The sequence below is a fragment of the Pseudomonas sp. GL_139_B genome (assembly GCF_057834475.1).
Genome location: NZ_CM174403.1, coordinates 4,959,631 through 4,972,968, shown reverse-complemented (window position 1 = coordinate 4,972,968; position 13,338 = coordinate 4,959,631). Strand labels below are relative to the sequence as shown.

9 protein-coding genes are annotated in these 13,338 nt (G+C 59.4%); 7 read left to right on the top strand and 2 right to left on the bottom strand.

Annotation, left to right across the window (positions count from 1 at the left end):
- Positions 1-208: 208 nt before the first annotated feature.
- From AC3ISI_RS22740 to AC3ISI_RS22730, 3 genes are read left to right on the top strand one after another with little or no spacing between them, the layout of a single operon-like run.
- On the top strand, positions 209-1,315 hold the full coding sequence (locus AC3ISI_RS22740) for a GGDEF domain-containing protein (protein ID WP_489333898.1): 1,107 nt from the start codon (positions 209-211) through the stop codon (positions 1,313-1,315).
- Positions 1,308-2,243, top strand: coding sequence for an iron-sulfur-binding ferredoxin reductase (locus AC3ISI_RS22735; RefSeq protein ID WP_489333896.1), 936 nt, complete (start codon positions 1,308-1,310; stop codon positions 2,241-2,243). The genes AC3ISI_RS22740 and AC3ISI_RS22735 overlap by 8 nt, the downstream gene beginning before the upstream one ends.
- 29 nt (positions 2,244-2,272) lie before the next feature.
- On the top strand, positions 2,273-3,022 hold the full coding sequence (locus AC3ISI_RS22730; RefSeq protein WP_489333895.1) for an enoyl-CoA hydratase-related protein: 750 nt from the start codon (positions 2,273-2,275) through the stop codon (positions 3,020-3,022).
- 191 nt (positions 3,023-3,213) lie between these two features.
- Here AC3ISI_RS22730 and pyk read toward each other — a convergent pair whose 3' ends face one another.
- Positions 3,214-4,665: a pyruvate kinase gene (pyk, locus tag AC3ISI_RS22725; protein ID WP_489333894.1), complete on the bottom strand. Its 1,452-nt coding sequence runs from the start codon at positions 4,663-4,665 to the stop codon at positions 3,214-3,216.
- Positions 4,666-4,831: 166 nt separating this feature from the next.
- On the opposite strand from pyk, the gene AC3ISI_RS22720 reads away from it, so the two are divergent.
- Together AC3ISI_RS22720 and AC3ISI_RS22715 are read left to right on the top strand one after the other, a co-directional pair.
- Entirely contained in the window at positions 4,832-5,206 is a 375-nt protein-coding gene (locus AC3ISI_RS22720) for a tetratricopeptide repeat protein (protein WP_489333893.1), read from the top strand.
- 245 nt (positions 5,207-5,451) lie between these two features.
- The gene (locus AC3ISI_RS22715; RefSeq protein ID WP_489333892.1) at positions 5,452-5,811 is read left to right on the top strand and encodes a PilZ domain-containing protein; all 360 of its coding nucleotides are present in this window, start codon (positions 5,452-5,454) and stop codon (positions 5,809-5,811) included.
- Between the two features lie 147 nt (positions 5,812-5,958).
- On the opposite strand, the gene AC3ISI_RS22710 is transcribed toward AC3ISI_RS22715, so the two are convergent.
- The gene (locus AC3ISI_RS22710) at positions 5,959-6,330 is read right to left on the bottom strand and encodes a DUF6124 family protein (protein ID WP_489333891.1); all 372 of its coding nucleotides are present in this window, start codon (positions 6,328-6,330) and stop codon (positions 5,959-5,961) included.
- Between the two features lie 456 nt (positions 6,331-6,786).
- On the opposite strand from AC3ISI_RS22710, the gene AC3ISI_RS22705 reads away from it, so the two are divergent.
- Both AC3ISI_RS22705 and AC3ISI_RS22700 read left to right on the top strand, forming a co-directional pair.
- Positions 6,787-9,558: a hypothetical protein gene (locus tag AC3ISI_RS22705; RefSeq protein WP_489333890.1), complete on the top strand. Its 2,772-nt coding sequence runs from the start codon at positions 6,787-6,789 to the stop codon at positions 9,556-9,558.
- Between the two features lie 137 nt (positions 9,559-9,695).
- Positions 9,696-13,310, top strand: coding sequence for a Tc toxin subunit A (locus AC3ISI_RS22700; protein ID WP_489333889.1), 3,615 nt, complete (start codon positions 9,696-9,698; stop codon positions 13,308-13,310).
- Positions 13,311-13,338 lie beyond the last annotated feature (28 nt).

Here is a 13,338-nt window from a genome sequence, read left to right as displayed (position 1 = left end):
CGCCGCAATCCTTGTGGGAGCGTCTTAACTGACTGGCATTAGGGCAAGCCCCCTCACCACAGGTTTTTCGCCGTACTGAGGCATGTTTTTGACGCCAGTTTAATGTCCCTAAAATTGGATGGTCATTTATCCGGCTCGCCACTAAAGTGGCAACCGGCCTGTAGAGTAGGACACTCAAACAGCTTTCCTTCGCATGGTGAGTCAACGATTGACCCATAACGCCCTTCAACAGCTTTTACTCAAACGCTTTGCCCTTGCAGCCGGCACTTACGCCCTGGCGCTGATGCTACTGTGGCTGGCGTTTTTCTCCGGACACTACGACCAACCCGTGGCCAGCCTGGCCGTCGGCACTGCATTGGTGGTCATCAGCCAAGCGGCCTTGTTCGCGGTGTTTTACAGCGGCTGCAACCAGCGTTTTTCCGATCCCAGCCTGACCGAAGCGCAAGTGTTGATGGGGCTGGGGTGGCAAACCTGGCTGATCGCCAATCTGGATGAGGCACGCGGTGCGTTTCTGGTGTTTTACGTGCTGATCCTGCTTTTCGGACTGTTCCATCTCTCGCGCCGAGCACTGGTGCGGTGTGCGCTATTGGTGTTTTTCAGTTTCAGTGCGATCACGCTGTGGGAGGGCTACCACTTTCAGCTCCGCGACCCGGCGCTGGCCGGGCTGCAAGTGTGCGTGTTGCTTATTGTGTTGATCTGGCTGGTGCTCTACGCCCGTTATGTTCAGGCTACGCGTCAGCGCATGCGCCAGCGGCGCTTCGCTTTGCAAGCGCACCAGGACACCCTGCGCGGGATGATGCGCCAGCTCGAAGACCTGGTCGCCACCGACGAACTCACCGGGCTGTTCAACCGTCGCCATTTCCTGCGCCTGGCCTCCCGCGAACTGAACGCCATGGACGCCGATGTGACGCATGGCCTGGCGCTGATCGACCTTGATCACTTCAAACGCATCAACGATGTGCACGGCCATGCGGCGGGCGACCAGGTTCTGCAAGCCTTTGCCGGTGTCGCGACTGCGTGTCTGCGCAATGGCGATGTGTTGGCACGTTATGGCGGTGAAGAATTCGTGGTACTGGTGCCCGATTGCGATGCCGAAAGCCTGACCGCGTGCTGTGAGCGGTTACGCATCGCCTTTACCGATGTCGAGCTGATCGGCCTCGACGTCGCCCATCTCAGTTTGTCGGCGGGTATGACCTTGCTGGAGCTGGGCGATGATCTTGACGACGCCTTGCAGCGCGCCGATCAGGCGCTATACCGCGCCAAACGTGACGGTCGCAATCGGTGTGCGGCTGCCTGGGAGAACGTCGATGCCTGAGTTGCGGGTCGGCGAGCGTCAGTGGACGGTGGCGCCGGGCAGCAACCTGCTCGATGCCTTGAATCAAAACGGCGTGGCCGTCCCCTACAGTTGCCGCGCCGGCAGTTGCCATGCCTGTCTGGTCCAATGCGTGCAGGGGTTACCGAGCGACAGCCGCCCGGATGCCTTGAGCGCAGACCAGCGTCAGCAGGGCTGGCGCCTGGCGTGCCAGTGTCATGTGGTTGAGGATTTGCAGGTGCATACCTTCGATCCCCAGGTCGATGGTCTCCCGGCTGAAGTCGCCGCCGTCGATTGGTTGAGCGCCAATGTGTTGCGGCTGCGCCTGACGCCGCAGCGTCCTTTGCGCTACAACGCCGGGCAACATCTGGTGTTGTGGGCAGGCAATGTGGCGCGTCCTTATTCGTTGGCCAGCCTGCCGCAAGAAGACCGCTTCCTGGAGTTTCACCTCGATTGTCGTCAGCCGGGGCAATTTAGCGACGCGGCCCGTCAGTTGAAGATCGGCGATTCGATCCGCCTTGGCGAACTGCGCGGCGGCGCCCTGCATTACGACCCGGACTGGCACACCCGGCCGCTGTGGCTGTTGGCCGCCGGCACCGGTTTAGGCCCGCTGTTTGGCGTATTGCGCGAAGCGCTGCGTCAGGATCACCAAGGCGCCATTCGCGTTATTCACCTGGCCCATGACGCCGACGAGCATTACCTGGCCAAACCCCTGCGCGCCATGGCCGAGGGCCGCGATAACCTGAGTGTCGAGTGCTGGACCCCGGCCGAGTTGCCGCAGGCATTGGCGCAACTGCGGCTTGTCTCCCGGCAAACCCTGGCCTTAGTCTGCGGAGCCCCCGACAGTGTCGACGCCTTTTCCCGGCGCCTGTACCTCGCGGGATTGCCGCGCAATCAACTGCTGGCCGATGTGTTCCTGCCTCGTGGTTGAGCGCTGATTTTTTCAGACGCGAGACCCCCATGACCGAAGCCATCCAGATCGAGCGCGAACGCGGTTTGCTGACGCTGCGCCTGAATCGCCCCGAAAAGAAAAACGCCCTGACCCGCGCCATGTACAGCCATTTGGCCGAGGCACTGAAACAGGCCGACACCGACTCCGAAATCAACGCCGTGCTGATCAGCGGCAGCGCCGAGTGCTTCACCGCCGGCAACGACATCGCCGATTTCATCCAGCAACCACCGGGCAACCTCGACAGCCCGGTGTTTCATTTCATGCTCAATTTGCTCGAATGCCGCAAGCCGGTAATCGCCGCTGTGGCCGGTGCAGCGGTGGGGATTGGCACGACGATGTTGCTGCATTGTGATCTGGTTTACGTCAGTCGTGATGCTCGCCTGCGCATGCCTTTCGTCAATCTCGGGTTGTGTCCGGAGTTCGGCTCCAGCCTGATGCTGCCGCGCTTGCTTGGGCATGCCAAAGCAGCGGAGTTGTTGCTGCTGGGTGAAAGTTTCAGCGGTGAACAGGCGGCAGAGTGGGGCATTGCCACTGAAGCGTTGGGCAGTGGCGAAGCGGCGTTGGCCAAGGCGCGGGAGATGGCGTTGCGCTTTGAGTCGTTGCCGCCGGAAGCGGTGCGCATCAGCAAGCAATTGATGAAAGCGCCGGACCAGGAACTGCTGCGCAAAGTGATAGAAGAAGAGGGTGCGTTGTTCACTCAGCGGTTGCGCTCGCCGGAGGCGTTGGCGGCGTTGACCGGGTTTATCAAGCGGCATTGATTTTTCGGTGACTGGGCCGGCCTCATCGCGAGCAGGCTCGCTCCCACATTAGATCTTCAGTGTTCACAAATCCCCTGTGGGAGCGAGCCTGCTCGCGATGGGGCCAGCCCAGACAACACAGATGTTGGATCAGAAACCAAAAAGCCCCGCCATTCACATGGCGGGGCTTTTGTTTTTCAGCGGTCGGTCACTCAGACCATCGGATCGCCAACGTGCAGGATTTTCATGCCGTTGGTGCCGCCGATGGTGTGGTAGCTGTCGCCCTTGGTCAGGATGACCCAGTCGCCTTTCGCCACAACGCCCAGTTTGAGCAACTCGTCGATCGCAGCCTGACTGACTTGCTCAGGCGGCAAGGATGCCGGGTCGAACGGGACGGTGTAGACGCCACGGAACATGGCCGCTCGGGCCTGGGTTTCACGGTGCGGGGAGAATGCGTAGATCGGCACCGAAGAACGGATGCGCGACATGATCAACGGCGTGTAGCCACTTTCGGTCAGGGCGATGATCGCTTTCACACCGGGGAAGTGGTTGGCGGTGTACATGGCCGCCAAGGCGATGGACTGGTCGCAGCTTTCGAAGACCTTGCCGATGCGGTGGCTGGAGGTCTTGCTGGTCGGGTGCTTTTCAGCGCCGACACAGATGCGCGCCATCGCCTGCACCGCTTCCAGCGGGTACAAACCAGCAGCACTTTCCGCCGACAGCATCACGGCGTCGGTGTAGTCGAGCACGGCGTTGGCTACGTCGGACACTTCGGCGCGGGTCGGCATCGGGTTCTGGATCATCGACTCCATCATCTGGGTCGCGACGATCACAGCCTTGTTGTGGCGGCGTGCGTGCAGAATGATTTTCTTCTGAATGCCCACCAGCTCGGCGTCGCCGATTTCCACACCCAGGTCACCACGGGCAACCATCACCGCGTCGGACGCCATGATCAGTGCATCGAGGGTGTCGTCGTCAGCCACAGCTTCGGCGCGTTCGATCTTCGCCACCAGCCAGGCAGTACCGCCGGCCTCGTCGCGCAGTTGACGGGCGTATTCCATGTCGGCGGCGTCACGCGGGAAGGACACGGCGAGGTAGTCGACTTCCATCTCGGCGGCGAGCTTGATGTCGGCCTTGTCTTTCTCGGTCAGGGCCGGAGCCGTCAGGCCACCACCGCGACGGTTGATGCCTTTGTGGTCGGACAGCGGGCCGCCGATCAGCACGGTGCAGTTCAGTTCGGTGGCGGTGGCGGTGTCCACGCGCATCACCACGCGGCCGTCGTCGAGCAGCAGCTCGTCGCCTACGCCGCAGTCCTTGACCAGATCCGGGTAGTCGATACCGACCACCTGCTGGGTGCCTTCGGTCAGAGGATGGCTGGTGGAGAAGGTGAATTGATCACCGATCTTCAGCTCGATCTTCTTGTTGGCGAATTTGGCGATACGGATTTTCGGGCCTTGCAGGTCACCCAGCAAGGCGACGAAGCGACCGTGCTTGGCAGCGAGGTCACGCACCAGCTTCGCGCGAGCCTTGTGCTCGTCGGGGGTGCCGTGGGAGAAGTTCAGGCGGGCGACGTCCAGGCCAGCCAGAATCAGCTGTTCGAGAACTTCCGGCGAGTTACTGGCCGGGCCAAGGGTAGCGACGATTTTGGTACGACGGACGGACATGCAAAGACTCCTGAGTTCAAGCGCTGAGTGAGGCTACTATCATCTTTGGGTGTAGTCATTGTTCGAATGCACTACTTATTGGCTTTTATCTTTAAATGATCGTGACAAGCAGCCTGAAGATTTTGCACAACGGGTCGATACAGAACTCAAGACAGGAGAACCCCCCATGCGATTCGCGCTCATTGCCGTCCTTGCCCTCAGTGTGACGGGCTGCGCCCGTTGGTCGATGAACCATCATTTGAATCTCGCCTACAGCGCCTACGACCGTGGCAATTGCGAGCAGGTCATACTCGAACTGTCGAAAGTCGAGCGCTCCAGCCGTGCGCGGCCTTATGTGTGGCCGGAAGTGTCGATGATGCGCGGCCAGTGCCTCGAAAAGCAGATGCTGTTTATCGATGCGGCGCAAACTTACCAGTACATCATCGAGACCTACCCGCACAGCGAATACGCCTACCGCGCCCGTGCTCGCCTGGAAACCCTGGAGAGCCAGGGCCATTACCCACTGCGAAGCGCCGCAGCCGCACGCCCGACGCCGTACTGATTGCAGTCGTCGCGCAACGGCTCGCTCACTGGCGGTGGTGAGCTATAGTCCAAGGGATCGGATTTAGAGCCTTGCCTCTGAATCCGAGGTCATTCCTGTGATCGGCAGGAGTAAGCGTCAGCGGATACATGGACTGTCGCACCGGGATCGGGGAGAGCGCGCCTTCACTTCTATCAATAAAGAAGAAGACCCGTTCCGAAGCAGTAGTGCGGCCCTGCTTAAGGGTCTTGCTGGGCCATTTGCGCATGTTTACCAACCGCCGGATCACGCGGCATCAGCTGCCGTATTTCCTGAAAGTGTTCAACAGCGTCACCGACAAACCCATCGGCTTTCTCGGCAACGTGTCCGAAGAAGGGCTGATGCTGATCAGCCAGTTGCCCATGATGGTGGGCGTCGACTTCGACCTGCGTCTGAAAATCCCCGCCACCGAAGGTTGCCAGCAGGTCATCGACCTGAAGGCGCGTTGCCTGTGGTGCCATGAAGACGAAACGCCGCAGCACTACGACGCCGGGTTCAGCCTGCAACGGGCACCGCCGGAGTATGGGCAATTGGTGAAGGCGTTGAGGCAGTACTTCAGTTTTCAGCCGTTGCCGGCGTCTGCTTGAGCTTCGCGGCGCTCTCACGATTGCCATCGCGGGCGAGCCCGCTCCCACAGTGGTTGGCGTTGTTCACAAAACTTGTGTTCGCCGAAAATCCCTGTGGGAGCGAGCCTGCTCGCGATGGCGTCAGCACAGGCGCCTGATATCTAAAGCTCAGGTCACCTTGATCGCCCGCTCGTTATCCAGCGACCGCTCCACCAGCATCAACCCCAACTCACTCATACGATAAATCGCCATCGCCAGATGCCGCGGCGTGTTGTCCAGGCTTTCCGCCAGGTCGAGCAGCAGAATGCTGACCGTCGAAAACGTTTCGTAGGTCTCGATGGTCAGGGCTTCAACGTTGGCATCCGGGACAACGGTGAACATTTTCATGGCGCGGTCCTGGGAAGTGCGAAGGGATTCGACGTCGGGTTTGAGGTAATGGTCGAGCGCTTTGTCGGCGGCAGCGTGGAGCTTTCTAGAATCGAGGGTGGCGTAGGGGGAAACCGGGTCGGTTTCAGGGGGATTAGGTGTGGCTTTGAACATTATCGATCTCCGTTATAGGGCTGCCACCGTCTCGCGACTAAACGAGGGGGTGGCGGCTGTAAGCAGGTTAGTCGACCGGCGGAGATACGAATTCCGGCGCGCCCGAGGGCGCCCTGCGAACAGCCACCATCAAGTGCGGGGATAGGGAGTACCCGACTGGATGACGCTTATGCACATGTATCGAACCGCCAGGCGACTAAACCCGATCGCTGATGGGCAGCGACGTGATCAAGTTACGGGGCAGGGCCAAGGTGCACAAGCCGGCGGATTCTGGCGGATGTGTAGTCCGTTGCGCAAGGAGGTGTAGTCACTCGAATGACGTCTGTAGGATCCAGCACGAAAGGGACGGCAGCGGCTTACACCACTCGTCGGGACTGTCAGATCTTACAGGTGTGAGGTAACAGGCCCGGATGGTAGAACCCACATCACCAAAAGCACTTTGCGGAATTGAACATCATGGCTGATGAACAGAATGATCCCCTGTTTCCTAACCCCCAAGTCGTCATCACGCAGCCGTCTGGGGGGCAGGTCATGACGTCCGGCTTTTTTTCCATCAAGGGCTATGACGGCATGATCTGGGTCAACGCATACAAGGTGCTCTCCGACAACTCATTAGAGTTATTAGGTGGCTCGGTAACGCCGGGTGGTTATTGGGAAGTGCCCGTATTTTTTACTGATGGTTCGTACACCATTTGTGTTGGTCTTGAATCCAATATGTCTGAACGTGTCACGTTTTCAGTTCGGGTGGCTTTTATCGTGCCACGGATCACCCTACCCAGAGATGAGGAGGTTGATATTAGCCAGCCGTTCACCGTTGGAGGAACGGCGACCCCTGGTTTTCGAGTTCGGATTATGACGCAAGGTGGTTGGCATGATTTTGGACTGTCTGAACCTGCTGCACGCGATGGATCCTGGAGCAAGTCGCTGGATATCCGAAACCTGCCAGGCACTATTACGATCCAGGCTGCGCACGATGCGCATGGTCAATGGTCAGAGGCACGAACCTTTCGGTTACGGGCAGGCACGCCGATTATTCAACTCCCGGATAACGGCGATATTACCGATGTGAAGGGGGGGATATCTGGTGTTGGCGGGGTATTGGGGGCCGTTGTCGAGGTACTCAAAGACCTTGATCACTCGTTCAAGATCGGGGAGGGAACTGCAGGGGCGAACGGGGAGTGGAGCGTATCAAGGTTCGTCACGGATATGCCCCCCGGTCCGCTTTCGATTGTGGCGCGACAAATTGTCGGAGGTGTGTCTTCTGATGTGAGTGCCGTCCGGTCATTCAAAGTCCGTCCCCCAGCACTGACCGCCGTCACCCTTTCACACCCAACCGAAACCTCGCTCAAATTCTCGGGCTCCGGCCACACCGGCGCAACGGTCGAGATCACTATCGTCAGCGGGCCACCGAATGCAACAACGCCGCCAACAGTTCAGGTAGAGGCTGACAGGTGGGAAACGACCGTGACCAACTGGCCGTTTGGCACGTACAGCCTGAGGGCTATTCAGAAAGTCTCGGACAATGCCAATGGCTGGATTGAGTCACAGCCTTACGCCTTTACCGTCAACCGGATACTGCCGGATCCGAGCGACATAGCGTTCACGAAGGAATACCGGCCGACCTTTTCCGGCAATGGCACCAACAACGCTACGGTGAAGATCGCTGATCCCGGTGGCAGGACCTTCCCCGCCCCTAACGCGCTCGTGTCCGGAGGCAAGTGGTCGAGCCAGGCATCCCAGGTGTGGGGTCCGACATTCAAGCGGGATGTTCATGTCAGGCAATTTCTGGATAGTCAGCAGTCGCCGACCTGGGTCCCCCTCATCGTCACCATCCCACCATTGGCACCTGTCATTGGCCCGGTGGTAGAGGACGGCTTCTCTCCAAAATTCTCCGGCACCTGCTGGGCGGGTGCTGTGGTGGAGCTCATGTTCAGCGACGCCCCCACCATAAAGCGTACTGCTACCGTTACCGACACAATCTGGACCTTTCAGCGTGAGACTGGGTTTGAGCCGGATGTTGTCGCTCACACCGTCACCGTCACCCAGACGGCTGCCTCGCAAACATCACCCGCTATGTCTGAAACCTTCAAGGTCTACACGCCTATTCTTCAACCGGTGATCACTAAACCCGCGCCCGGCTCGGAGGTCGGTCGTGACATGACGGTTGAGGGGCGGCATGGCATGGCCGGGGCCACGATGCAGCTGCGCAATGCTCAATCCGGGAGGGATCTGGGTGAGCCAAAATTGCTGACCGCCGACGGTGACTGGTCGATCGACCTCACCGGTATTGAGTTTCGCGAGTACACCATTGATGCCCAACAAAAGCGCTATGAGCGGCCATCCGAGCGAAGCGCCGAGCTCAAGTTCAAGGTGGTGCTGCTACCACCGGTCATTACGCAGCCCGTGGAAAACGGCGATCTGCCACGAACCGCGACGCTTGAGGGGGAGGGCATGCCCGGCGGATTTGTCGAAGTCTGGCTGGAGGGCAATTCTGAACCTTTGCGGAGCGGTGTTCCCGTGGACGAGTACGGCCGCTGGAAGGCTGAGGTGACCTTGCCGGTGGGGACCAAAATCATCCGGGCCAGGCAAAGCTTCGAAGGACAGACATCCAAAGACAGCCCACTGTTGAGCTACAACGTGGTGCCGGCTGCGCCGTTTATCGAAACGCCGGCGCTGGACGAACTCATTGGTCGGCGGGTGGTGATATCCGGTTTCGGCGTGCCGGGGGACACCGTGACGGTGAAGTTGGTGGGCGCTGCGTCAACGGCGCTGGGACGCAGTCCGGTGCTGGAGGATCGCACCTGGTCGGTCACGCTGATGCTCGATCAGCCTGGTGGCCGCTGCGACTTGGTAGCTGTGGCGTCATGCGACGGCTTCGAATCGGCCGACTCCCCTGAACGGTCGGTCGTGCTGGGTACGTTTCTGCCTTCCATCGATGTACCGGCGGCGGGACGTTGGGTCAGTGATCCGGTTCACTTTGAAGGTCAGGGTAAACCGGGAGTCGGGCAGGTCACGAGCTGGTTCAACCCTGATCAAAAATGGACGTTCGATGTTCCCGTCAGCACCAGTGGCTGGATTGGCAGTGCGGCGCAGCCATTGCCCGATGGTGGCAATTGGTGCCGGTTCAGGCAAACCCTCACTGACGGTGAAGAGGGCGCGACGGTTTCCGACTGGGTGGACAGCGAACGCTTCGAAGTCGGGCCTGCGCTACCCACGAACGCCAGATAGCGCTCCTCTGATGAACGGTCACCGATACTGTCATTTGTGACAGTAGACGGTGATCGGCTTCAAGCGCCAAATCTCTTCTGTCAATTGCACGGCCTGACAGGCTTGTCAGGGCCATTATCGACCCCAGGAACCCGACCATGGCTGACTCCCGCCCCGCCTCGCAATTGCTGACCCAGGTCTTCAGTGAAGAACAACGCACACAGTACGCTGCTCTCAACACTTACATCGACGACGGTGGTTCGATTTTTCCTCTGGTGGAAAAGGGTGTGCAGGGGCTGGTGAGGGACTTCAACGTGAACCCCGATGACGCCCGCCGGTTTTTGCGGCGGGCCAACAGCATGGCCATTTATGTGCGCCGCCAATTCATCGAACACAGCTTGCGCAGACATGAAACAGGTGAGGCCGGGGCGACCAGTGGTTTGTTGTCGATGGTTTCGGGACCCAGTTTTGAGATCCTGTTCAGACCCGAATACGACAGTTTTTGCCCACCACAGGCTCTGGAGTCTCTCGCTTCGCCAGTGGCGTATCTGATCGAGCTGTTGAGGTGGATCGAGCAGCGTATCGAGTCCGTTTCGAGCAGCAACGAAAAGCTGCCGCTGCATGAGCGACGCAAGGACCTGAAACCGCTGTCGGTCGATTTCAATGCGGTGTATCGATCGGTGTCTGCGGTCGACATCATCGTCCCGGTGCTGGAAACCCTCATCGCCAAGCACGACGCCAGACTGGATGTTGAAGACGCGATGATCGAGGCGCGTTATCCCAATGGGCTGCCTTACTACCAGCACTGGGTAACCCTGGATGCGGTCGCCCATCACCATGGGCTTTCGGTCGGCAATTTTGCGCACCTGGTGGACATCTCCGGTCCTTATTTTTTGCAACGCCAGGCTTGGGATGCCGACGCGGGGCGTGCCCTGGCCCACGCATCACGACTGGGGCCTTATCAACGGCGGTTGCTGACCGAGGAGCCCGCAGACTTCGAAAGTCGCGACGCTTTTTATTCGCAGAACTTCGGTGCCGAGGGCGTGGCGTGGCAGAACCTTAACCAGGTGCCATTCTTTGGTGAGCGAACCAAACTCGACACTCCGGGGCTGGAGGCATTGCTGTCGGTACGAGGTTTCGCACCGGTTCGTTCTGCCAACGTGACGTACCCGCAAAACAAGCCTGTTGAGCCGGAAAGCTGGCACTCCGGTTCGGTTTACCTCAATGCCAATAGCGACCCTGCGGTCAGCATTACGGGTAGCGGAGCCGGCCCTTCATTCCTGCATAAATTATCAGCGGATCCCACAAGCGCAAATGGTCTTGACCAATACGACCGAATGAACCGCAAGTTGCGTCTGGATCAGTGGCTGGGGCTGCCCAGCGATCAGGTGGATGCGTTGCTGGTGGCGGCCATCAGGGCGGAATCGCGCACTAGCAAGTCGGTCAATTCCTGGTGGATCACGGAAAAAGTTGTGCACGCACTGGGTCTGTTTCAGTCATTACGTGAGCGCTACGGGTGTACGGCACCAGACTTTGCCGCGTTTATCGACGAGTTGTCGATTTACGGTCGCGGTGAAGCGCTCTCGCAGTTTGATCAAGTCTTCAATGGCCAGGGCGACTACCGCCAACCCATGTTGCTCGACGACGGTGAGTTCTCGGTGTTGCCGGTCCAGGGCGATTCTGAATTGACCGTCACCCAGTTGTGCAGTGCGTTGGGGATCGACCTGCAGACCTACCGATACCTGGCCATGGCAATTGCCGGTGCGCATGGCGTCACCGACAACAAACTCAAGCGCACCCCCGCAGTCATCTCCAGTTTTTACCGCCTGGTGAAGCTGCCCCGTCTGTTGGGCATGACACCGGTCGAAGGCGTCCTGATGCTGACGTTATTGGGTGGGGAAGACTGGCTCTACGGTCTGGCAGGGGCTCCCCTGATCTATTCGACCCGAGTCGACACGCCCGATGTGCTGAACCTGATTTACGCCCTGCATTCCTGTGTGGGGTGGTGCGCAGACCGCAAGATTGCGGTGCTCTGGATGTTGCAGCACATCTCGCAGCCCCAGGCGTTGACCTCCGACTCCGATGATGAGCGCCAGTTGTTTGAAAAAGTGCGCAGCCTGTTGCCTGGCGCGCAGTTCACCCTCTCGGCGTTGTTGATGGCGGGTGTGCCGCCGCTGGCGGGCGCCAGTTGGCTGGATTTGCTGACGATGCTGGTCGACGCTGACGGGCTGGTCCTGGCGTATGCGGGTACGCAAGCCGAGTATCAGGCCTTTGCCCGGAGGGCGCTCGACGGGGCGGTGAAGGATGGTCTCGGTGATAGCGATGAAGTCGCGCGCGTTGCCATTGTCGAGAAAATGCTCGCTGTGCTTTTGCAGGCCCAGGAGGCTCAGGCGTCGGTGGTCAAGGAGTCGCTGGCGGTTTATGCGGGCGTCAACGCCGAGCAAGCGTTTCAAGTGCTGGCCTGGGCCAATGCAACGGTGCACCAATTGTTGCGTCAGGTGTTCGAACGCACCCTGTCGGATCGGGAAGACTCTTTGCGGGGACGCAACGAGCAGCCTGACCCGCTGCTTGTACTGTTGGCCGATGTACGCCGTCGCAGTGCGGTGGTGGCGAAACTCGATCTCGGCGCCCAGCTGTTGCAGGACTACCTGGCTTACGGCCACAAGGCCTGGCTGGATCAGGAGGACAAACATGCGTTCACGGTGAGGACGCTGTACTACCTGACGGTGCTCACCCGGGCGTTTGAGTTGAGCGAGAAGCCTGCGCAGAAACTGCTCGATTATCTGCGTGAGGTCAATGGCTTGCCTGACAACCTGAGCGTTGATGCTGAGCGACTGGCCCAGCAAGCGGCTGCGATTCGCCTGGCGGAGTTTTTCGACTGGAGTGTTCAAGAAGTGCGCGAGTGTGTCAGTCGCTTCGACTCGACAAACCACATCCTGAAAAACCTGGCCCAGCTGGATCTGTTGATGCGCATTCGGGTCATGGCGGCGAACACCGGCATGGACGCCTTGACGATTTTTTTGATCGGCACCTTGCCCGAGGCGGTGGACAAGTTGAAGTACAAGGATGCTGCCGAGCATGCATTGCTGAGCCTGTCCGGATCCCCTGTGTCTCAGATGGCGTTCACGGAGGATTTGCAGCAGCTCGTTACCTTGACCTGTGTGCCGGACAAGACCGAGGTGGTGGCCAACAAGACCGGCGAGAAAATAACCTTCACCGTGACCCTCAAGGATATCGATGCAAAGCCATTGAGCGGCGTCAGGGTGTACTGGCGTGCCAACCTGGGCAGCATCGCCACTCTGGAAACAGATACCCAAGGCGTGGTCAAGGCAGAATATTTGCCCGGCAAGGTCATGGGCACGGACACCCCGCAGTTCTGGCTGGATCTGTTCAAGCCGCAGTACGCCGCCACCATCAATATTGTCGCTGAAGCGAATTCCCTGCAGTTTCCGCCGTCGCTCATGTCGCCGGTGCCGTTGGGCTCCGTGCCCCACGGTCAGGAGATCGAACTCTACGCCACGCTGATGGACCAGCATCTAAACCTCGGGAAAAACAGCCTCGTGCGATGGAGCTACGAGGTTGTGGGCGACACCAAACTGCCTTTGCTGGTTATCCGGCCGGAGCAGACCTACACCAACCAGGAGGGCGTGACGCGAGTGTTTGTCTCCAGCCCTACCGGCGGAAAGTTTGAGATCAGTGTGCTGTCCGAAGCAGGAGAAACCACGGCTCATTTCGATCCCATCACGTTCGACGGCATGGAGGCAGGCCAATGATCGCTATCGCTGATTGGTCGTGCGTTCC